Origin of the sequence: Xanthomonas fragariae, from assembly GCF_017603965.1 — a bacterium.
Taxonomy (GTDB): Bacteria; Pseudomonadota; Gammaproteobacteria; order Xanthomonadales; family Xanthomonadaceae; genus Xanthomonas; species Xanthomonas fragariae_A.
Genome location: NZ_CP071955.1, coordinates 1816720 through 1837436 on the forward strand (window position 1 = coordinate 1816720; position 20717 = coordinate 1837436).

At 64.5% G+C, this 20717-nt stretch carries 20 protein-coding genes, 3 other RNA genes and 1 pseudogene; 3 read left to right on the forward strand and 21 right to left on the reverse strand.

The genetic code is table 11. The annotated features are described in order from the left end of the window. Window positions 1-99 precede the first annotated feature (99 nt). The 3 genes from J5I97_RS08475 to J5I97_RS08485 form a co-directional block, all read right to left on the reverse strand. A complete protein-coding gene (locus J5I97_RS08475; protein WP_208591186.1) occupies window positions 100-240 on the reverse strand; it encodes a hypothetical protein in 141 nt (46 codons plus the stop codon). 91 nt (window positions 241-331) lie between these two features. Continuing rightward, complete coding sequence (fliR, locus tag J5I97_RS08480; protein WP_208591188.1) at window positions 332-1123, reverse strand: flagellar biosynthetic protein FliR; 792 nt, start codon at window positions 1121-1123, stop codon at window positions 332-334. A gap of 13 nt (window positions 1124-1136) precedes the next feature. After that, window positions 1137-1406, reverse strand: a complete 270-nt coding sequence (locus J5I97_RS08485; RefSeq protein WP_002813521.1) for a flagellar biosynthetic protein FliQ — start codon at window positions 1404-1406, stop codon at window positions 1137-1139. A 286-nt stretch (window positions 1407-1692) separates the two neighbouring features. Between J5I97_RS08485 and J5I97_RS08490 the strand changes: the two genes are divergently transcribed. Both J5I97_RS08490 and J5I97_RS08495 read left to right on the forward strand, forming a co-directional pair. Beyond that, a non-coding RNA gene (locus J5I97_RS08490) (sX9 sRNA) lies at window positions 1693-1768 on the forward strand. A gap of 75 nt (window positions 1769-1843) precedes the next feature. Continuing rightward, window positions 1844-1921: non-coding RNA, sX9 sRNA (locus J5I97_RS08495), on the forward strand. Window positions 1922-1990: 69 nt separating this feature from the next. Here J5I97_RS08495 and fliP read toward each other — a convergent pair. The 12 genes from fliP to fliE form a co-directional block, all read right to left on the reverse strand. After that, on the reverse strand, window positions 1991-2824 hold the full coding sequence (fliP, locus tag J5I97_RS08500; RefSeq protein WP_208591195.1) for a flagellar type III secretion system pore protein FliP: 834 nt from the start codon (window positions 2822-2824) through the stop codon (window positions 1991-1993). Between the two features lies 1 nt (window position 2825). After that, on the reverse strand, window positions 2826-3233 hold the full coding sequence (fliO, locus tag J5I97_RS08505) for a flagellar biosynthetic protein FliO (protein WP_208591197.1): 408 nt from the start codon (window positions 3231-3233) through the stop codon (window positions 2826-2828). Beyond that, the gene (gene fliN / locus J5I97_RS08510; RefSeq protein ID WP_208591199.1) at window positions 3230-3568 is read right to left on the reverse strand and encodes a flagellar motor switch protein FliN; all 339 of its coding nucleotides are present in this window, start codon (window positions 3566-3568) and stop codon (window positions 3230-3232) included. The genes fliO and fliN overlap by 4 nt, the downstream gene beginning before the upstream one ends. After that, window positions 3565-4578: a flagellar motor switch protein FliM gene (gene fliM, locus J5I97_RS08515; RefSeq protein WP_208591201.1), complete on the reverse strand. Its 1014-nt coding sequence runs from the start codon at window positions 4576-4578 to the stop codon at window positions 3565-3567. Before fliM ends, fliN begins: the two co-directional genes overlap by 4 nt. Window positions 4579-4588: 10 nt before the next feature. Further along, the gene (locus J5I97_RS08520; RefSeq protein WP_208591203.1) at window positions 4589-5137 is read right to left on the reverse strand and encodes a flagellar basal body-associated FliL family protein; all 549 of its coding nucleotides are present in this window, start codon (window positions 5135-5137) and stop codon (window positions 4589-4591) included. A gap of 165 nt (window positions 5138-5302) precedes the next feature. After that, window positions 5303-6607 carry a flagellar hook-length control protein FliK gene (locus tag J5I97_RS08525; RefSeq protein WP_208591205.1) on the reverse strand — a complete coding sequence of 435 codons (1305 nt, stop codon included), beginning with the start codon at window positions 6605-6607 and terminating at the stop codon, window positions 5303-5305. After that, complete coding sequence (fliJ, locus tag J5I97_RS08530; RefSeq protein WP_208591206.1) at window positions 6604-7059, reverse strand: flagellar export protein FliJ; 456 nt, start codon at window positions 7057-7059, stop codon at window positions 6604-6606. The genes J5I97_RS08525 and fliJ overlap by 4 nt, the downstream gene beginning before the upstream one ends. A gap of 3 nt (window positions 7060-7062) precedes the next feature. Then, a complete protein-coding gene (fliI, locus tag J5I97_RS08535; RefSeq protein WP_208591208.1) occupies window positions 7063-8439 on the reverse strand; it encodes a flagellar protein export ATPase FliI in 1377 nt (458 codons plus the stop codon). Continuing rightward, entirely contained in the window at window positions 8436-9056 is a 621-nt protein-coding gene (locus J5I97_RS08540; protein WP_208591210.1) for a FliH/SctL family protein, read from the reverse strand. The genes fliI and J5I97_RS08540 overlap by 4 nt, the downstream gene beginning before the upstream one ends. Continuing rightward, the gene (gene fliG / locus J5I97_RS08545) at window positions 9053-10042 is read right to left on the reverse strand and encodes a flagellar motor switch protein FliG (protein WP_208591211.1); all 990 of its coding nucleotides are present in this window, start codon (window positions 10040-10042) and stop codon (window positions 9053-9055) included. Before fliG ends, J5I97_RS08540 begins: the two co-directional genes overlap by 4 nt. A 10-nt stretch (window positions 10043-10052) precedes the next feature. Beyond that, window positions 10053-11786: a flagellar basal-body MS-ring/collar protein FliF gene (gene fliF / locus J5I97_RS08550; RefSeq protein WP_208591213.1), complete on the reverse strand. Its 1734-nt coding sequence runs from the start codon at window positions 11784-11786 to the stop codon at window positions 10053-10055. A gap of 16 nt (window positions 11787-11802) precedes the next feature. After that, the gene (fliE, locus tag J5I97_RS08555) at window positions 11803-12174 is read right to left on the reverse strand and encodes a flagellar hook-basal body complex protein FliE (RefSeq protein WP_002813490.1); all 372 of its coding nucleotides are present in this window, start codon (window positions 12172-12174) and stop codon (window positions 11803-11805) included. Between the two features lie 352 nt (window positions 12175-12526). Here fliE and J5I97_RS08560 point away from each other — a divergent pair. Next, window positions 12527-12602: non-coding RNA, sX9 sRNA (locus J5I97_RS08560), on the forward strand. A 7-nt stretch (window positions 12603-12609) separates the two neighbouring features. Here the strand turns inward: J5I97_RS08560 and J5I97_RS08565 are convergent. The 6 genes and pseudogenes from J5I97_RS08565 to J5I97_RS08590 form a co-directional block, all read right to left on the reverse strand. Continuing rightward, window positions 12610-16110: a glycosyltransferase family 2 protein gene (locus J5I97_RS08565; protein ID WP_208591215.1), complete on the reverse strand. Its 3501-nt coding sequence runs from the start codon at window positions 16108-16110 to the stop codon at window positions 12610-12612. A 175-nt stretch (window positions 16111-16285) separates the two neighbouring features. Beyond that, window positions 16286-16384 (reverse strand): annotated as a pseudogene (locus tag J5I97_RS19925) (DegT/DnrJ/EryC1/StrS family aminotransferase); the annotation flags it as partial. A gap of 134 nt (window positions 16385-16518) precedes the next feature. After that, window positions 16519-18006 (reverse strand): sigma-54 dependent transcriptional regulator, encoded by a 1488-nt coding sequence (locus J5I97_RS08575; RefSeq protein ID WP_208591217.1) that lies wholly within the window; start codon window positions 18004-18006, stop codon window positions 16519-16521. Beyond that, on the reverse strand, window positions 17999-18382 hold the full coding sequence (locus tag J5I97_RS08580) for a response regulator (RefSeq protein ID WP_208591218.1): 384 nt from the start codon (window positions 18380-18382) through the stop codon (window positions 17999-18001). The genes J5I97_RS08575 and J5I97_RS08580 overlap by 8 nt, the downstream gene beginning before the upstream one ends. An 8-nt stretch (window positions 18383-18390) precedes the next feature. After that, the gene (gene rpoN, locus J5I97_RS08585) at window positions 18391-19794 is read right to left on the reverse strand and encodes an RNA polymerase factor sigma-54 (RefSeq protein WP_208591220.1); all 1404 of its coding nucleotides are present in this window, start codon (window positions 19792-19794) and stop codon (window positions 18391-18393) included. A gap of 223 nt (window positions 19795-20017) precedes the next feature. Continuing rightward, the gene (locus tag J5I97_RS08590; protein ID WP_002813484.1) at window positions 20018-20650 is read right to left on the reverse strand and encodes a response regulator transcription factor; all 633 of its coding nucleotides are present in this window, start codon (window positions 20648-20650) and stop codon (window positions 20018-20020) included. Window positions 20651-20717 lie beyond the last annotated feature (67 nt).

Sequence of the window (20717 nt, forward strand, 5' to 3'; positions counted from 1 at the left end):
CGCGGGTTTCTTTAATGCTTATGTCAATTGGATGGCGTAGTTGCTTAGCGATCGATGCAGCCATTGCTCGATTGCGTCGTGTCGCTGCTGACGCATTGGTCACGTGGATTGCTTGAAGCGCGTTTCAAAACCGGCGGTGTGATGGTCGAGCATGTGCGATTCCGATGCACTGAGCCGGCTGGCAATCTGCGTGCAGTTGCTCCAGCTCGCGCTTGCGCGCAGCAATTTGCGCATGCGCATGCGCATGCGCCGGTGCTCGGGCTGCTGCTACGTTGGAAGGGCAAGGCACACGCGATACTTCGGTTGCTGATTCGGTCTACCTCAGAAGTTGTCAGGCAGTCAATTTTCTGGCGGCATCGAACGCGGTATCGAACATGCGCTGCACGGGCGGCGCGAATTCGCTGGCGAAACTGAACAGCAGAAACAGCCCCAGCAATACCGTCAGCGGTAAGCCCAACTGCACCGGGTTCAAAGCCGGCGCCGCCTTGGCCAAGGCGCCAAGGGCCAAGTTAACCGCCAACATCGCCACCATCATCGGCAACGCCAGAGTCAGACCGCCGCGCAGGATCTGCAGAAACAGCGTGGGCGCCACTTCGGCGAATGCGGCCGCATCCGGCACCGCAGTGCCGATCGGCAAGGCCTTATAGCTGTCCACCAGCAATGCGATGACTGCCAGATGCCCATTGGCCGCGAAGAACAGCATCCCGAACCCGATATAGAACCACTGCGCAATCACGCCCGACGTTACCCCACGCATGGGGTCGGACATCTGCGCAAACGACAGACCGGTGGACTGCGACACCAGCTCGCCCGCCAGTGCTCCTGCCTCGAATATCAACTTCAGCATGAAGCCCATGCTGGCCCCGACTGCCAGCTCGCGCGCGACGCTCAGCACCGCCTGTGCGGTGAATCCATCCCACTGCGGGACCGGCGGCAGAATCGGCGCCAGCACCATTGCCAAGGTCCCGGCCAGCATCACCCGCACTCGCCCCGGCACCGCGCGCGTGCCGATCAACGGCATCGCGGTCAGCAACGCACCGGTCCGCAGCATCGTCCACATGATCGCCCCCACCATCGCAAACGCGCGCTGGCCATCGATCACCATTTGGGTTGCAGCATCCATCCGCGCTATCCCGCTAACCGATCAGATGCGGAATGCGCTGAAACAGCGCGATGGTGAACTCCACCAGATGCCCCAGCAGCATGCTGCCGGTAGCAAACAAGGTGGCCGTCAACGCGACCGCCTTGGCCACGAAGGCGATGGTCGGTTCGTTCAACTGGGTGGCGGCCTGCACCACACCGATGACAACACCGACGATCAGCACGGCCAGCAACATCGGTCCGGCAATCCATAACACGGTGACCAGACCACCGCGCAATTCGGTCAATGCGATTTCAGGGCTCATGGGAGATGATGATGCAAGTGGAATGCCAAAGGACGATGTGGGGGGGGAGCTGGAATCGGGAGTTCATTGGGTATATCCATGCTGTTGCACTTGGAACTTGAGTCGGCCAACCATTAAAGAAATAACGCCCCGTCCGTGCGCCCTACGGGTTGTGCATCTGCCGGCCTTGCCGTTGCGGTATGGGGCCCCGGTAGCAAAGGTCAGAGCACAAGCGAAAGCTTAAGAGCGGCTAACAAAACGGCTGCTCTCAACCGCCAGGCGGGCGCGGTCGGTGCTCGGAATCGGCATGTACCACGCGTACACTGCGGTTCCTGCGCGTCGTCCGCACCCACCTGACGACTGCTCGCTACGTTGTGTTAGCCGCTCTAAAACTAAGAGAGGCTAACAAAACTACCACGCTCACCGCCAGGCGGGCGCGGCCGGTGCTCGGAACCGGCATGTACCACTCGTACACTGCGGTTCCTCCGGGCCGTCCGCACTCACACCTGGCGACTGCTCGCTACGTTTTGTTAGCCGCTCTAAAGCCACAGCGAGAACAACGGCCACGGCCGATCATCAGCAAGAGCGAAAGCCTCGCTTTGCGACTACGAGGCGTTAAAACTTGCTGCCAACGTCCCCACCACCAATACCCATCCATCCACCAGGATGAATAGCAGAATCTTGAACGGCGCCGAGATCAACATCGGCGACAGCATCATCATGCCCATCGACATCAATACGCTGGCCACCACCAGATCGATGATCACGAACGGAATGAAGATCAAGAAACCTATCTCGAAAGCCGTCTTCAACTCGCTGGTCACAAACGACGCTACCAACACCGGGAACGGCACCGCGTCCGGGCCCGCGTATTTGCCATCGCCGGCCATGCCCGCGAAGGTCATCAGATCGCTCTCGCGGATCTGCGCCAGCATGAAGGCGCGCAACGGCTGCGTGGTCAGCGTCCAGGCGGTCTGGAAGTCGATCTGGTTGTTGAGGTACGGCGACAGGCCGGCGCCCCACATCTTTTGCCACACAGGCATCATCACCAGCCCTGTCAAGAACATCGACAAGCCCAGCAGCACCTGATTGGACGGGGTCTGCCCGGTGCCCAGCGCCTGGCGCAGCAGGCCCAGCACGATGGTGATACGGGTGAAGGCGGTCAGCACCAGCAGCATCGAGGGCAGCAGGGTAATGGCCGTCATCAGCAGCAAGGTCTGCAGCGGCAGGCTTACCGGTTGGTCGCCGATGCGGCCAACGCTCACAGTTGGCAATGACGGCAACTGGTTGGAACCGACCGCAGTGGCAGCGGGTGCAGCGGCCTGGGCCATCGCCGGCAAGGCGGCGGGTGTGGCGACCGCCAACAGCGGGCAGCTCATCACCAGCAGTATCGATACCAGGCGCATGCTGCGCCCCCAGCGATTCCAGAAACTGAACATGTCACGGGTCCTTGCGGAGCTTCTGTGCGAGCAGCTGGGCGAAATTGGGGAGTTGCTTGAAATTGGGCAGGCTGGGAGCCGGCGTGGGCGGTAGCGGTTCGGGCAAGGTATGCAAGGTGCTGATGCCGCCGGCGGTAACGCCGAGCAACAACTGCTGGCCGTTCACTTCCACCACCACCACGCGCTCCTTGGCACCGACCGCCAGGCTGGTCACCACACGCAGGCCCTCGCTGCTGCGCAAACCGCTGCCGGGCATGCGTTTGAGCAACCAACCCAGGCCAACGATCAGCGCGAGCACGAACAATAATGCAGAGACTGCGCCAAACAGGCCGGGCGAGGCCGGTGCCTGCGCGCCGACCTGGGTTGCCTTGGCCGCGACCGGCGCGGCGGTGGCCAGCAGGCCGATCACCGCAGCCTCCGGATCCGTTCGCTGGGGCTGACCACGTCGGTCAGGCGGATGCCGAAGCGGTCGTTGATGACCACCACTTCGCCATGCGCGATCAGGGTGCCATTGACGTACACGTCCAGCGGTTCGCCTGCGCCGCGTTCCAGTTCCACCACCGAGCCCTGGTTGAGCTGCAACAGGTTGCGGATCGGGATGCGCGCACGGCCCACTTCCAGCGACAAGGTCACCGGTACGTCCAGAATCACGTCCAGATTGAGGTCGATGGCATTCAGGTCGCGCTCGGCCTGCAGGCTTTCGAAGGTGGCGGGCGCGGCGTTGAGGATGTCGGAATTCATCATTTGCTGGGGTCCTGGGATGGAACGGCGCGCGGGGCTTGCACGCCAGGCGGGCGTACCGCGGTGATCTTGACGGCGTTGTTGCCATTGGAAACGCCGAATTCGCCGGTGAATAACGGGATTTCTTCCACGCACAGCGGCACCTGGGCGGGCAGGTCGATCGGCAGGATGTCGCCGACCTTCAAACCTGTGAGCTGACGCAGACTCATGCGCTTGCTGGCCAGCACGCTGGACAGGGTCACCTCGGCGGTCTCCAGTTGCTCGCGCAGCATCACGTTCCAGGTATCGTCGCGGTCGTTGCGGTCGCTCTGGATGCCGGCATCGAGCAATTCGCGGATCGGCTCCAGCATCGAATACGGCAGGGTGATGTGGATCTCGCCGCCGCCGCCTTCAAGTTCCACATGGAAACGGCACACCACCACGTACTCGCGCGGGGTGACGATGTTGGCGAAGTGCGGGTTGATCTCCGAGTTGATGTACTCAAAGTCCACTTCCATCACCGGCGCCCAGGCTTCCTTCAAGTCGGCGAAGGTCTGCTTGAGCATCAGCTGGACCACGCGCATCTCGGTGGCGGTGAATTCGCGACCTTCGATACGGGTGTGATAACGGCCGTCGCCGCCGAAGAAGTTGTCGACCACGGTGAACACCAGCGTGGGTTCGAATACGATCAGGCCGGTGCCGCGTAGTGGTTTGAAGCGGATCAGGTTGAGGTTGGTCGGCACGTACAGCGAGTGCATGTACTCGTTGAACTTGACCAGGTCGATGCCGCGCACCGACAGGTCGGCCGAGCGCCGAATCAGATTGAACAGGCCGATGCGCCACAGCCGCGCGAAGCGCTCGTTGACCATCTCCAGGGTCGGCATGCGGCCACGGATGATGCGGTCCTGGCTGGACAGGTCGTATTGGCGAGCCTCGCCGGGCAGGGCCTCCGGCTCGGTGTTGACCACGCCCGAATCGACGCCGTGCAGCAGCGCATCGATCTCGTCCTGGGAAAGCAGATCACTGACGCTCATGGGGCAGGCCTTACTGTGTAACGAAACTGGTGAACAACAATTCTTCGACGCACTTCTTGCCGGTCTCGCTGGTCATGACCTTCTGCGTTTCGACCAGCGCGGCCTTTTGCAGCTTCTGCTTGCCGGCCAGGTCGGCCACGTCGGTGGCCTTGGTCTGCGACAGCAACATCAGCAGATGTGCGCGGATGGCCGGGGCGTTTTCGGTGATGAGCTTGAGTTCTTCCGGGTCGCGGGTGACCAGTTGCACTTCGACCTGCAGGTACTGCGGGCCGTCGCCGGGGTCGGCCAGGTTGACCACGATCGCCGGGTCCATCGGGAAGTACTGGGCGGGTTTTGGCACATCGGCGACCGTGGGTGCAGCGTGTTTGCCGCCTTTTTCATCGTCCTTGTGGCCGAAGAAGAACCAGGCGCCGCCGCCAGCGGCCGCTAGCACCACTACCGCAATAGCGATCAGTAGGAGCTTCTTGCCGCCCTTCTTCTTCTCGCCTTTGTCGTCTTTGTCTTCGGTATTCTTGGATTTTTCGGCCGCTGCCACAATGTGCTCCAGGGGAATGCTCAACCTGACGGTGCAATTGGCGTGCCAAAACCGCGACGGTTTTCTGGCGCGGGTTGCGCGCAAGCGGCAAAACCCCCGCAAGCTCTACGCGGCGGGGGTAGGCGAGCTGCATCGGCATCACGCCAATGTGCGATTTTCAGTCGCGCCGGGTCGTCCCTGCGCAGAATTTCATGCGTAGGCGTCCAGCAATCCACGCTGGCGTAACACCACCGACGGAATTCCGACGGGCGGGCTGTCGTCCAGACTGAGGCCATTGCCGTCGGTGCCGCCGCCGTTGCGATTGCCCGACTGGCTCTGTTGCTGCTGGCCGACATCGGCCTGACCGAGCTGGAAGCCGTTCTGGCCGAGCATTTCGCGCAGGCGCGGCAGGCTCTGTTCCAATGCCTGACGCACGTCGGCGTTGGCGGAGGTGAAACTGGCGTTGACCTTGTCGCCGTCCAGATGCAGACGGACTTCGACCGGGCCCATTTCGTTCGGGGTCACCTTGATATGCGCGTGGCCGATCTTCTGGTCGGCCAGCCAGCTCATGCGCGCGCCGATGGCATCGTCGAAATTGTCGCTGCCCATTTCCGGAGTCGGGGTAGGCGAGGCGCTGAACACCGGCGCGGGATCCTGCAGGCGGCTGAGTGCTGCGGCCGTCGTGGTCGGTAGTGCGAACGCCGGGGTATCCAGGGGTGCTGGCGCGGCACTGTCGTCGGTGGCCGGCTCCAGCGCCTTGGCGGCCATGCTCATCAGCGCGGCAGTCTGGACATCGCCGCTCACCGCAGTGGTCGATATGGGCTTGGCGCCCGCTGCAACGGCCGGTGCCAGCGCGCCCAGCGAGGTGTTGGCAGTTGCCGTTGCGGTGGGAGCGGTCGCATCGGTCGGCAGGGCGGTTGCAGTCGGCGTGGCGCCTGCTGCGCCGGCCATGCTGGCGGTCAACGCCGCGGCTGCAGCAGCCAGTACATCGCCGCCCGGCAATGCCTGGGCCAGCAGACCCATGCCGAAACCGCCCAGCCCCGGCGGCGGCCAGGCGGCGTCGGTCGTTATGGCCGCTTCGGCAGGGGTGTCTGCGCTCCCGGTCGCAGTCGCGGTCTTGGTCTTGGTGTTCTTGCCGGTCTTTGCGGCAGTGCTGCTGTCGGCTGCAGCCGGCTCCTTGTCCTTGGTGGAGGCGGACTTGGCCGGCTTGGTGTCGCCGTCCTGCGCACGCGCACGTGCGGTGGCATCGCTAGTGGCATCGCCGGTCGCATCGTCCCGGTTGTCGTCATCGGCACGGTTTTTGTCGGATTGGTTGGGCTTGGGCGCAGCCTGCTTGGCGGGCACGCGTTCGGGCGCCTGCGGCGGCGCCTGGTTCGGCGTGTTGGCCGGATTGAGCATGCGTGCGAACTGGTCCTGGCCCTGGTCCTGCTCGGACGAGGGGTCGCTGTAACTGGATTTTTTGCCGGTGCTGGCGAGCGCGCCGAGACCTGCTGAGAAGGCGGACAAGGGGTTCATGCGGAGTCTCCGTGGGTGTCTGCGCTGTGGGCCAGGCGCGAGCGGCGTGCACCGAGGTCGTCCATCTCGCGCTGGTCGCGGCGTTCGATCACTTTGTTTTCCTGGGCGCGGTAGCTGGCCGCCAACTGCTCCAGCACTTGTGTTTCGCGGCTGGCCAGCAACAGGCGGGTGCGCTCGGCTTCCACTTTGGTGTGGTTGCTTTTCACGGTCTGCGCTTGCTGCAGCACGGCACTGTCGAGGCGGTCCAGAAACGCGCGGCGGTTGGTCAGCGCGGCAGCGCTGGTGCCGGCCATGCGGCTGTCGGCGTATTCCTCGGCATAGCGGCGCAGTTCTTCCAGGCGCGACTGGTGGGTTTCCAGGGCGCGCTGGCGCTCGGCCAGATCGCGGGCGACCTTGTCTTGCTGCTCCTGCGCGCGGCGCAGCAATGGGTCGATCCGTTTGGACTGCATCATGGATTAGTTCTCGGGTTCGACCAGCCGCTGTAATGCGGACAGGCTATCGGTCAAGTGGGCGGCTTTGTGGACGTCCTGTCCAAGGAATTCGACGATGTCCGGCCAGCGCATCAATGCTTCGTCGGTGGCCGGGTCGCTGCCGCGCTGGTAGGCGCCGATGGCGATCAGGTCGCGGTTGGCGGTGTAGGCCGAAAGCAGCTGCTTGAGCTTGCGGATGCGCAGGCGCCAGGGTTCATCGGCGATGTCCTGCACCACGCGGCTGACCGAGGATTCGACGTCGATGGCCGGGTACAGGCCGCTGTCGGCAACCCGGCGCGAGAGCAGAATGTGGCCGTCGAGGATGGCGCGTGCGGCGTCGGCGATCGGGTCCTGCGGGTCGTCGCCTTCAGTCAGCACTGTGTAGAAGGCCGTGATCGAGCCGCCGCCCTTTGCACCGTTGCCGGCGCGTTCGACCAACGCCGGCAATTTGGCGAACACCGACGGCGGGTAGCCGCGGGTGGTCGGCGGCTCGCCCACAGACAGGCCGATCTCGCGCTGCGCCTGGGCGAAACGGGTCAGCGAATCCATCAGTAGCAGCACGTTCAGGCCCTGGTCGCGGAACCACTCGGCAATGGCGGTGGCGCGATAGGCGCCGTGCAGACGCGCCAACGGCGGTCGGTCGGCCGGGGCGGCGACCACCACCGCGCGGCGTAGGCCTTCTTCGCCCAGGGTGGTCTGGACAAAGTCGCGCACTTCGCGGCCACGTTCGCCGATCAGCCCCACCACGATCACGTCGGCCGAGGTGAAGCGGGTCATCATGCCCAGCAGTGTCGATTTACCGACGCCGGAGCCGGCGAACAAGCCGACACGTTGGCCGCGGCCGATCGGCAGCAGTGCGTTGATGGCGCGCACGCCGACATCCAACGAGGTGGTGATGGGTTCGCGTGACAGCGGGTTGATCGACATGCCGGCCATGCTGACGCTGCTTTCGCCGCGGATCGGGCCCTTGCCGTCCAGCGGAGTGCCGTCGCTGTCGATAACGCGGCCGAGCAGGCCTTCGCCCACTTCCACGCCGCCGCGGCGCCGCGAGGGCACCACGCGGGCGTTCGGCAACAGGCCATGCAACTCGGCGCTGGGCATCAGGTATGTGCGTTCTCCGGCAAAACCGACCACTTCGGCATCGACCCAGCCGCCGTCGACTTCGACCTTGCAGGTGGCGCCCATCGGCGCTTCGCAGCCGATGGCTTCCAGGGTCAGGCCGACCGCGCGGCGCAGGATGCCTTCGCGGATCAGGCTGCGGCCTGCACTCGGCTCCAGGCCGAGCGCGCCCAAGCGCGTGGCCAGGCGCAGATTGCGTGCGTCCAGCCAATCGGCCGGCGTGGCGCCGAACAAGGCGCTCACAGGTTCGTTCCGGATTTGCGCATGACTGTCTCCAGCGCGGCCCGCAGGCGCGCCTCCAGGGTGCCGTCCACGCGCACGCTTTCGGCATGCACGCGCAGGTCGCCACGGCTCAGGCTCACGTCCGGGGTTACGCGGGTGGTGCTGCTGGGCGCCAGATGCTGCAGCAGCGCGGTGATGTCGTCCGGGTGCAGACGCACTTCGACTTCGCGACCGGCACTGCCCACCGTATCGATCGCTTCGTGCACCAAATCGGCCAGCAGCTGGGGGTCGGCCTGATAGGCACGCCCGACCAGCGAGCCGGCAATGCGCACGGCCAGTTCGCCGAGCGCGCCGACCACTTCGTTCTCCAGCCGCGCCAGCGGGCGGGTGAAGTTGTCCAGGATGCCGTCGATCTGCGCGGTCAACCGGCGCACTTCCGCCTGACCCTGCGCAAAGCCTTCTGCATGCCCGCGTGCAAAGCCTTCCTGATGGGCGGCGTCTTCGATGGCCTGGATCTCTTCCAGGGTCGGCGGACGCAGCACCGGCTCGTACACGGCCGGTTCGTCGAATTCGGTTTCCGGCAACGCCGACGTCATATGCAGGTCGGGGGCCAGCCAGCGGGTGACGATGTCGTTCATACCATCGCCTCCGCACCGGCGCCGCCGAGGGTAATGGCGCCTTCGTCAGCCAGACGGCGGACGATGGTGAGGATTTCCTTCTGCGCCGCTTCCACGTCGGCCAGGCGCACTGGGCCGCGCGCTTCCATGTCCTCGATCAGGATCTCGGCGGCGCGCTGGGACATGTTGCGGGTGATCTTTTCGCGCACCTTGACATCGGCGCCACGCAGGGCCAAGCCAAGGCGCTCGCCGGAGACTTCGCGCAGCAGCGTCTGCAGGCCGCGGTCGTCCAGATCCACCAGGTTGTCGAACACGAACATCAGGTCCTGGATCTTGCTGGCCAGGTCGGCGTCGATCTTGCCGATCTCGCCCAGCACGCCCTGATCGGGGCCGGTGTCGAGGAAGTTGAGGATATTGGCGGCGACCTTGATGCCACCCACGTTTGAAGACTTGAGGTTCTGGTTGCCAGAAAACTGGCGTTCCATGATGTCGTTGAGCTCGCTCAGGGCGTTCGGCGGGATGCCGTCCAGGGTGGCGATGCGCAGCAGCACGTCGGCGCGGGTGCGCTCGGGCAGCAGCTTCAGCGCCTCAGCGGCTTGGTCGCTGTCTAGATGCGCCATGACAATCGCGATGATCTGCGGGTGCTCGTTGCGCACCAGATCGGCGACCGCGCGCGGGTCCATCCACTTCAAGGTGTCCAGACCGGTGGTGTTGCGGCCGAGCAGGATGCGGTCGATCAGGCCACCGGCCTTGTCGGCGCCCAGCGCCTGGATCAGCACGTTGCGGATGTAGTCGTCGGCGCCCACGCCCAGTGAGGTCTTGCCGGCCAATTCGCCGTTGAAGTCGTCCATCACTTGCTCGACCTGATCGCGCGAGATGCCGGTCATGGTGGCCATGGCGATGCCGATCTTCTGCACCTCTTTCGGCTCCATGTGTTTGAGCACTTCGGCAGCGTCGGTTTCCCCAAGCGACAGCAACAACACCGCAGCACGCTGCACGCCACTCATTGGTTGTGTTTCAGGCTTCACTGGCGACCCATCCCTTCACGACTTGTGCGACCCGTTTTGAATCGGCTTTCACTGCCTCGCGCGCCACGCGCATGCGCTCTTCGTAAGCGTCCGGCAGGGCGATCGGAACCTTGCGATCCTGACCGAGCTGGGCGGTATCCTCTTCCAGGCGGGGAATCAGGTCATCGTCTTTATCGAGCATCCGCACGCCGGCGCTCTGGGGAGCGCCATCCTTGCCAACCTTGCCTTGCTTGTCTTTGACCGCGGTCACACTGGTGAGCTGACGCAGAGTGGGGCGCACCACACCGAACAGCAGCGCCAGCACCACCACCGCACCGATCAGCAGACGCAGACCGCTCTGCACACGCGGGTCTTCCCACCACTTCGGGCCTTCTTCGCCGGCCACCGCTTCACGTACGAAGGGGGCATTCATCACCGACACCGTGTCGCCACGTGCCGCGTCGAACCCCACTGCCTGCTTGACAAGTCCCTCGATGCGAGTGAGCTCGGCGGCGGTGAGCGGTTGTTCGACCATCTTGCCCTTGGCACCGGGGCGCGGCACGTTGTCCAGCAGCACCGCCACCGATACCCGCTTGATCCGGCCGGCCGGCTGACGGGTATGTTGCAAGGTGCGGTCCAATTCGTAATTGCGCGTGGCGCTCTTGGAGCTCTCGGTCGGCGTGGCGGGTGCGGTGGCCTGGCCGTTGGCGGCCGGCGTGCCCGGTGTGCCAGCGGTGGCATTGGCAGCCGGAGCCGGGGGCTGGCCGGGGCTATTGCTGGTGGCGCCGGGGGGCCCCTGCGGGCCGCCGCCGGCACTGGTGCTGCTATCGTTGACCTGCTCGCTGCGCAGCTTGGCCGGCTCGCCGTTGTACAGCTCGCGGGCTTCCTCGATTACGGAGAAATCCATGTCCACGCTGACTTCCGGATTGACCCGACCGGACCCGGTCATCGGCTCGAGCAGCTCGCGGATACGTTGGTTGTAGGAGCTTTCCTGGCGGCGCACCTGTTCGAACTGGGCGGCGTGCTGGGCGGCATCGCTGTTGGGGTCGGCGATCGAGAGCATGCGACCGCTCTGGTCCACCACGGTGACGCGCTCGGGGGTCATGTCCGGGATGCTGGAGGCGACCAGATTGACGATCGCATCGACCTGGTTGCGCTCCAGGCCCTGGCCGCCACGCAGCTCCAGCACCACCGAGGCGCTGGCAACATCGCGCTGGCGGGTGAAAGCGCTGGGCTTGGGAATGGCCAGATGCACACGGGCCTCTCGCACCGGACGCAAGGTGCTGATGGTGCGAGCCAGCTCGGTTTCCAGTGCGTGCTGGTAGCGGGCGTTTTCCACGAACTGGCTGACGCCGAAACCCGGGTCTTTTTCCATCAGTTCGAAGCCGCCGCCGGTCTCCTTGCCGGTCAGGCCGGAGCCGGCCAGCTTCAGGCGGGCGTCGTACAGCCGGTCCTGCGGCACGGTAATGGCACCGGTGCTCTGGTCGATCTTGAACGGGATTTGCGCGGTGCGTAGCAGGTCGGCCGCTTCGGCATTGCCCTTTTCGTCCAGGCCGGTGTACAGGGCCTGGTAGCCAGGCTGCTGCGACCAAAAGAACACCGCCAGACCGGCCGCCACCGCCAGGGCGATCATCGCCATCATGGTCAGCTTGCGGGTGATTTGCAGGCTTCGGACACGGTCGAACCATTGCCCCGCCTTTTCGGCGCTCTGGTTCATGTTTTCTTTGGTGATCGCGAGAGCCATGTGTCGTCAACCTTCTTTACAGCGGCATGTTCATGACGTCCTGATAAGCCTGGACGAGACGGTTGCGCACTTCCACGGTGGCGCGGAAGGCCACCTGGGATTGCTGGGAGGCGACCATCACCCGTGCCAGATCGGCGCTGGGGTCGCCCATTTCGAATGCTTTGGCCAGTGCGCCGGACTTTTGCTGGGCCTCGTTGACGCCGCCGATGGCACCGCGCAAGGTCTCGCTGAAGCTGGGCGCCTGCGTGGCCGGCGTTCCCTGCGTGCCGGCCAGTCCCTGGATCTGATTGCCGCGCGCCGCATCGCCCACCGTGCGCATCGGGCCTTGGCCCATCTGCGTCTGGTAGCTGCGGATCTGCGAGAGGATGGAGGTAACGGAGTCGCTCATGGGTACGGTCAGCCAGGGAGGCATGCACACCATTGCAAGCGGCGTGCCGAAATCGCGCCGGGATTCCGGCGCCAGGGCGAGGGGTTGCTACAGCGCGGCTGCGAGCGGGTCGGGCACCGGTGTCGGCGCGCGGGATCAGCTGCGATAGGCGGCTGGCGACGGCAGGCACTATGCCATCGACTGAACTAGCTCGGTGACAGCCCACCGACGTCAAGAATCGAGTTCGGGTCGGCTTGGATGGACCGACAGCATGTCCCGAAAGCGGACAAGTGCGCCGCACCTTCGATTAAGAGTGGCTAACAAAACGACTGCGCTCACCATCAGGCGGACGCGGCCGGTGCCCGGAATCGGCATGTCTCATTCGTGCACTAAGGTTCCTCCGCGCCGTTCGCACCCACCTGGCGACTGCTCGCTACGTTTCGTTAGCCACTCTAACTACCCCGGCATCCAAGCCCCATGCCAGCGCTCCAGATTATGGCCGGTCAGCATCCAATCGCGGCGAACCACCTCCCGCAGCGCCGCACCTTTCGCCGCCGCCGCGTCCGGGTCGGCCAAGTGATCACGGATCGCGCCGATCCAATCGCGGTAACGGTTCTTTACCAGGGTCACCGGCAGGTTGCCTTGGTAGCAGCGCACGTCGCTGGCGATTACCGGGTAGCCGCAGGCGCCGTATTCCAGAAGGCGCAGATTGCTCTTGCACGCGTTGAATAGGTTTTGCTCCACCGGCGCCAGGGCCAGATCCAGATCCAACGCAGATAATGCTGCCGGGTAGCGATCGATCCGCACTCCGGGCTGGAACTGGTGGATATGCTGGCGCAGTGCGAACGGGTACATGCCCATGAATACCCATTCGACCTCGTTAGCCAGTTCGCGCACGACATCGGCAATCACTTCCAGATCGCCAGTGTGGCTGGCACCCCCTGCCCAGCCGATGCGCGGACGCCGACCACGGTGCGCCGAACGTTCCGGCAGGGCCTCCCACCAATGCGCGGGCAGGCGGTTTTCGGCCACGCGGATATCGCTGTGCAACCCGGCAAACGCTTCGGCCAGCGCGGATGTGGACACCACGAAGCGATCCACAAAACTCAGCCCGCGGCGCACCGTCTTGAGAATGTCCTTGGGCATATGCTCGCGGTGGACATTTTTCAGCGGCAGGTTGGGCAGGTAGTCGTCCAGCTCGTAGACCTTGAACGCGCGCGACAATGTCTTCATCCGCCGCATCGCTTCCAGCCGCGGCTCGCCGACCTGGCGCTGGAGGATGACCACGTCGGGATCCTGGCGCGCCAGCTCGCTGATCTCCAGATAGCCGTTGAACAGCACGCCCTCGACTATCCCGGCCTCGCGCAATGCCCGCAGCGGCTGGATCACCCGATAGTGCCCGCAGCCTTCGATGTCGGCGGGCAAGGCGATGATCATCGGCAGCGGCCGCCACGATTGCAGCGGCCGCCAACTGGCACGCGGGTCGGCTAGGGCGAAGCCCGCACCGGGGTCCAGCGAAAAGCCCGGGTTATAGGCCGGGTCGTTGGCCATCACCGGCAGCCAACGCGCATACATCGCTTCTTCGTCGAGCGCGCTGGCCGGTGCGGGTTCCGGCGGGTCGATCACCAGCTGCGCGCGCGCTGCAAACACATTGAGATAGCCGGCCTGTTGCAGACGTAGGCACAGGTCGACATCGCTCCACTGCGCCAGCGCTGGTTCCTGCTCAAAGCCACCGGCATCCAGAAACAACTGACGTGGCAGCATCAGGCATTGGCCACTGAGCGCGCTGTAGTTCTGATCGAGTTGCAGGCGCTGCAGATAGCCGGATTCGTCGAACGCAGCGCCTTCGAACGCGCGCGCTGCCGGTGCCCCCAGGCCCAGCAGCAAGCCGGCGTGATGCACGGTCCCATCGCCCCGCAGCAGCTTGCCGGCCACCGCACCGACCTCCGGGCGCAGCGCGTGGTTGAGCAGTTGCGCCAGCCAATCGGGCTTTATGACTGCCGCACCCGCCGCCAGCCACAGCAGCATGTCCCCACGTGCTTGCTCAGCCGCCGCATTGCAGGCCGCCTCGCGCGAAGGCTCATCGTGCAAGCGCAGCACGCGGATCTGCTGCATGCCCAAGTTGTCGATGCCCGCCAGCCAGTCGCGCAGTTCCCGCTGGGTGCTGTCTGCGCGGTCCAGTAGCAGCAATTCGTAATGCGGATAGGCCGTGTTGGCCAGCACGCTTTCCAGGCAGCGCTGCACCTGCGGCAGGCGGCCATCGACCAGCACCAGAATGCTGACCATGGGTTGATGCGTATGGCGATAGTCCACCGCATACCGGCCCGGTCCGGCACTGTGCACCACCGCGTTCACGTAGCCACGCGCAGCGAGATGGCGCGAGATGGCCTGCTGTTCGTCCTCGTCGCCGTGCCGCGTGTTGGCGGATGCGACCAGTAATGGTTCGGCGATATGTCGAACGCATGCCAGGCCGTAACGTTCGACCAGACCAAGCTGGTAGCCGAGCTCGAAGGCCTCGCCCTGGCCGGCTGGAAAACCGCCATCGGCCAACAACGTGCGGTGCCGGAACAACCAGTGCCGCGACATCGTGGATGGCGCGCTCACCAACATGTCCAGATACAGCGTCGGCCGCATCGCCAGCCCCAGCTGTGCGTTGTCCAACACCACCACTTCGTCCGCATAGACCGCCTGGCAATCGTCCGGCAGCACGAGTATCTCCAGTGCCAGCATCAGCAAGCCGCTGGCGGTGAAAAGGGTGCCAGCGTCGACCAGCAGCACCCAGTCGATCGACTCCTGTGTGGCGAGGAACTGGTTGAGCGTTGCCGCCAAGCCGTCTGCGCCGATCAGTACGCCGCGCTCGCCATGGTCGGAAACCTGCTGCGGACAGGCGCTAACCAACCAGGTCTGCTGGTTCTGATAACACGCCACCGCCGTCGAGCTAGCTTGTGTGGCAGCCACCGCTGCCGCATCGCAGTTGCTGTCGATCAGCATCAGCGCAATGCGCGGGCCGCCGGAATGCGCCTGCAAGCGTGCTTCGATCAACCTGCGCTGGATCGCTGTCGGATGGCGTACGCCCAACCAGGTGGGCAGCGACACACGCTCGGCCGTCCCGGCGCTTTGCATCAACGCATTGACCAGATCCACCGACTTGAACACCCGCGCCTTGTGCGAGCCAAGCGGTGCGACGCTCACTTGGCGGTTGTCGCCACTCTCGCGTCGCCACCCGAGCTGGCAGATGCCCTGGCGTAAATCTTCATGGCCCCGATCGCCGCTGCCTGGCTGATCGCGATCGGCCTGACTGCACTGCGCGCCGGACGCGCGGAAGTGCGTGAGCGGACTGGACAGCAAGACCAGATTGCCGTGGCGCAGCAGCTTGACGTAGATCGCCAAGCCGCCGCCCCGATAGATCGGCTTGCCGTTCATCGACATCAGCTCGCTGCCCAGCGCGACCAAGTCGGCACGCCGACACAGCACACAGCTCGGCTCGCCGATGAGGTTGATGGTGTGGTCGGCCAGAAACGACACCAACTCAGGCCCGTCGATCACTACATCCTCGGCAAACGGGAAGCAGGTGGCCAGGATGTCCGGCAACGGCGCACTGTCATCGTCGATGCGCCGCCGCCGCGAGGACGCCAGCGTGGCGTCAGGGCTGCGCTCCATCGCCGCAACCAACTGCGCAACGCAGTCCGGCTGCAGCACGTCGTCGTCGTGCAGGAATTTGACGTACTCGCCCTGTGCCAACCCGATGCCTTTGATGGTGCTACCGAGTTCGCCGAGCCGGGATGTATTGTGGTGGTAGCGGATCGGGAACGGCGCGTCCGCCAGCCTGGACGCTAACACCGCCTCGATGGCGCCATTGGCGTTGTCGTCGCAGATCACCAACTCCAATGCGGTGTAGGTCTGCGCCAACACGCTGTCGAGCGCCTGCGCGAAGTAGCGCGGCTTGTAGGTCGGCATGACTATGCTCACGAGGGCGTTGGCAGTCATCGGCGATCGATCGTCTTGAACAGTCAAGATGCATCCACGGCGAGGCATCGGGGGAGGGCGATGCACTCCATCATGCACCGGAAGTCGGTGCACCTGGGCGGTGCTCGGCCTGGCCGCAGATGCAACAAGCGTGCCGTTGGCGTGAGGCATGCGCCGCGTCGCAGTTCACCTTGAGGGTGTAGATATCGGCGATACGCGTGATCGTGCTGGTGTCGCAGGCGGTGCCGGAACAATGCACCGGTATGACCAAGGCGCTCTGGGGGATGGCCGCGCCGACGCTGGTGGATGCCGGGGTTCTACCGTAGCCGATAGCCGCGAACAGAGTGATCTTGATGAAGCAAGCCTATGCCAGGGAGCGGAGACGGTGCGCTGGTCCGCTCAGTGCGCAAGCTCGGTTTGCTCGCGATCGATGCCGTACTTGCGCAGCTTTTCCACCAGCGTAGTGCGCCGCAGGCCCAGTAACTGGGCGGCGTGCGCAACCACTCCCTGGGTGCGTTCCAGTGCTTCGTTGATCAGCGCCAGTTCGATGTTGGCCATGTGACCGCGCAGATCTATTCCGTCGTCGGGCAGGCTAGAGGTGGCGGCCGATTCGGTATCGGCAGTGTTGGGCTGCAGCGGCACCACACTGCTCGGCACGCTGGTGTCCACCGCCGGCGCGGCCACCACCAGTGCCGGTTCCGGCGGCAACTCGACCAGAACGGCCGAGGCGAAATCGCCGCGGTAGCGCGCCGGCAGATCCTGCACGTGCACCATCCCGCCTGGATGCAACACTGCCAGGCGCTCCACCAGGTTGGTCAGCTCGCGCACATTGCCGGGCCAGTCGTAACTGCGCAGCGCCTGCAAGGCTTCATCGGCAAAGCGCACTTCGCCGCGCCCGGTGCGCGCCAGTTGCCCGGCGATGGTTTGCACCAGCACGGCCAAGTCGTCGACGCGCTCGCGTAGTGCCGGCATCTCGATCGGAAACACGTTCAGGCGATAGAACAGATCCTCGCGGAACTGGCCATCGCTGATGCGGGTTTCCAGATTGCGGTGAGTGGCAGCGATCACGCGCACGTTGCAGCGGATGGTCTGACCACCGCCAACGCGCTCGAAGCTGCGCTCCTGCAGCACGCGCAGCAATTTCACCTGCATCGGTAGGCTCATGTCGCCGATCTCGTCCAGCAACAGCGTGCCGCCTTCGGCCATTTCAAAGCGGCCCTTGCGGGTGCTCAGCGCACCGGTGAAGGCGCCTTTTTCGTGGCCGAACAATTCGCTTTCCAACAGATCCGGTGGGATCGCGCCGCAGTTGATGGCCACAAACGGCCCATCGCGACGCGGCGAGTGCTGGTGAATGGCACGTGCGACGACCTCTTTGCCGGTGCCGGATTCGCCCAGCACCAGCACCGTGGTGTCGAATGCTGCGACCTGATCGATCAGGCGGCGCAGACGGGTCACCGCTTCACTGTTGCCTGTAGGGCCGGTGTCTTGCTGCACGCCGGCCTGATGCTCGGCATCCAGCCGCTTGAGGCTTGCGCGACGCAGCAAGGCTTCCAGTTGCGCATGGCGCAGCGGCGTATCCAGTGTCCAGACACTGGCTTCGTGCAGGCCATGGGTCTGCGCAAACGCGCTCGGGCTGCCTTCCATCAGCAACACCGGCGGCGGCAGCTTGGCATCGGCCAGCCAGTCGAAGAATGTGTTGGCCTGTGCAGCGTCCTGCGCCGAGCCCACCATGACCGCCATCCACTCATCGTGGCGATGACGGCCAGGATTGATGTCGGCGCCGTCGGTGACCCAGCGGGGATTGAAGTCCATGAACTCGAGCAACGACACGGTGCGCTCGGCGCGCACGGCATCGCTGTCGATCAGCAGAATCCGGGACTCACTCATTCCTCGCTCCTTCCGTCAGGCCCTCCAGGATTGGCATGACTTCCTGGATGTAGGACAGCTTGCTGACAAAATTGTCGGCACCCGCGCGAAGAGCGTGTTCTCGATGCTCGGCATCGTCGAAGTGGCTCGCGATGACAATATACGGCGGATCGTCCTGCGTCTTGATCAGACGCGTCGCCTGCAAGCCGCCCATCTCGGGCATGGCCAGGTCCATCAGCACGACATTGGGGCGCAGCGACTCCGAACGCTCGATCGCTTCCAGTCCATTGGTGGCACTGCCCACCATATTGAGCCATTCGACTTTACGAAAATGGCGCATCGCAGCGTTGATGAAGCCCTCGTGGTCGTCGACCAGCAGCACGGTGAGTTTGCTCATAGTAATCCTTATCCCGCTCGTGCAAGCAGCGGTTTGTTGATGCGGCGGCGCTCGCGGGCCGGGGCGATGTCCAGTTGCTCGCGGTACTTGGCCACGGTCCGGCGCGCAATATTAACGCCTTGACGCGACAGTAGTCCGGCAATGGCTTCGTCGGCCAGTGGCCGACCTGCCGGCTCGCTCTCGATCAGCCGGCGCACCATCGCCTTGACCGCCTGGCCGGAAACGCTGGCGCCCTCCAGGCGCACCGCGAAGAAATGCTTGAGTTCGAACGTGCCGCGCGGGGTTTGTATGTATTTTCCGGTGGTAATGCGCGAAATCGTCGATTCGTGCATGCCGATCTCGTCGGCGATTTCCTTCAAGATCAGCGGTGCCATCGCTTCTTCGCCGCGCGCCAGGAAGGCGGCCTGACGTTCGACGATGGCGCGCGTTGCGCGCAGCAAGGTTTCGTAGCGCATCGACAACCCACGGGTCAGCCAGCGCGCTTCCTGCAGCATGTCGCGTAGCGGCTGCGCAGCGTCGCCAGCCTCGGCCAGTGCGCGCTCGTGCATCGGGTTGATGCTGACCCGATGGGTGGTGGCCGGATTCAATGCCACCCGCCAGCTGCCATCGGCGTGCCAGGCGAGCACATCCGGAATCACGCTGGCGTTGCTTTCCTGCAGCAGGTCGTCGCCCGGACGTGGCTGCAGCGACAGGATCAGCCGCACCGCCTCGCGGGCGTCTCCGACCTCGGTGTCGTGCGCACGTGCCAGCACCGCGTAGTCGTGGCTGGCCAGCAATTCCAGATCGCCGCCAAGGATGCGCTCGGCCAGATGACGGGCCGGCACGCGACCGGGCAGCGCGCTCAGCTGGGCCTGCAGACACTCGCGCAGATCACAGGCGGCTAGGCCGGCAGGGTCACCGTGCAGCAGGCGCTGACGGATCGCTTCCACTCCCTCCACGGTCATGCCCAGGCGCGTGGCGCCTAGCTGCTGCAGCGTCGACAGCGCCTCGCGCAGATAGCCGGCATCGTCGGTTTGCTCCAGCCAGAACGCGGCGGCCCCCAATGTGGCCTCGTCCAGGTCCAGCGCCAGCTCGCGCAGGATGCGCACGTGCGGGTCGGTGGATTCGCCAGCCGCCACGCGTTGCATGCGGTCGTCGTCGCCATCGTTCCAGCTGCTGCTCTGCACGTCCCACATCGTGCTTTCCGGCAACTCGTCGAATGCGGCGATATCGGCGGCGCCATCATCGCTGGCAGCGGCGTCGTCGCTGCTGTCAGCAAGCTCTTCCAGTTCCAGCAGCGGGTTGGTTTCCAAAGCGCGGCGAATCTCCAGTTCCAGCTGCATGCCGTCCAATTGCAACAGACGGATCGACTGAAGCAACTGCGGGGTGAGGTGCAGTTGCTGGCCAAGCTGGGCGGCGATAATCGTCTTCATGGAGGCGCTTCCGGAGGGCGCCGCATGTAGCGGCCATGGAACGCATCTTGCAATGTAATGCGACTGATTTTTAATCGGGGATTGGTGTGAGGCGACTCATGATTTTCCTGACAACATGTCAGGGACCCCCTGACATCACATGCGAACTCAAGCGTGCCCGCCGCAATTTCGTCACTAGTTTTGATCGTCGGTAGTGTGAAAGCAATCCGCCGACATCGGCGCCTCAGACCAGCTCGTTGTGGTGTTTGGCTGCTAGCAGCACCAAATCGTTGGCGCGGCGGCAGCCGAGCGATTCCATCATGCGCGCGCGATGGGTTTCGACGGTTTTGACGCTGATGCCAAGGTCGGCGGCGATTTCCTTGTTGCTCTGGCCGCGACCGATTTCGCGCAGGATTTCGCGTTGGCGTGGCGACAGTGCGGCAATACCGACCGGTTTTTCGCGGCCCAGCATCGGCGCGATCATCTTGGAAGAAATCTGCGGGCTCAGGAACACCTGGCCGGCGGCGGCGGCACGCAATGCCAATTCCAGTTCCAGCGGTGCGGCGTCTTTGACCACGAAGCCGACCGCGCCGCGATCCAGTGCGTCGCGCACATGCACCGCGTCGTCGTGCATCGACATTATCACCACATGCGTGCGCGGCGCGGCGCGCAGCACGTCGGTCATGGCATCCAGGCCGCTGCGGCCGGGCAAGGACAGATCCATCAGCACCAAATCGGGGCGGTGCAGGGATGTCATATCCAAGGCTTGCTGCGCGTTGCTTGCCTCGCCCACGACATCAATGCCGGCGAAGGTTTGCAGCAGCCTGGACAGGCCGGCGCGGACAAGGGTGTGATCGTCGACGATGATGACTCGCACGGCGCAGAAGAAACCTTTTTCAGTAAACAGCACATTAGCCGACCCGGAGCCTGGCGCCAACCATCGG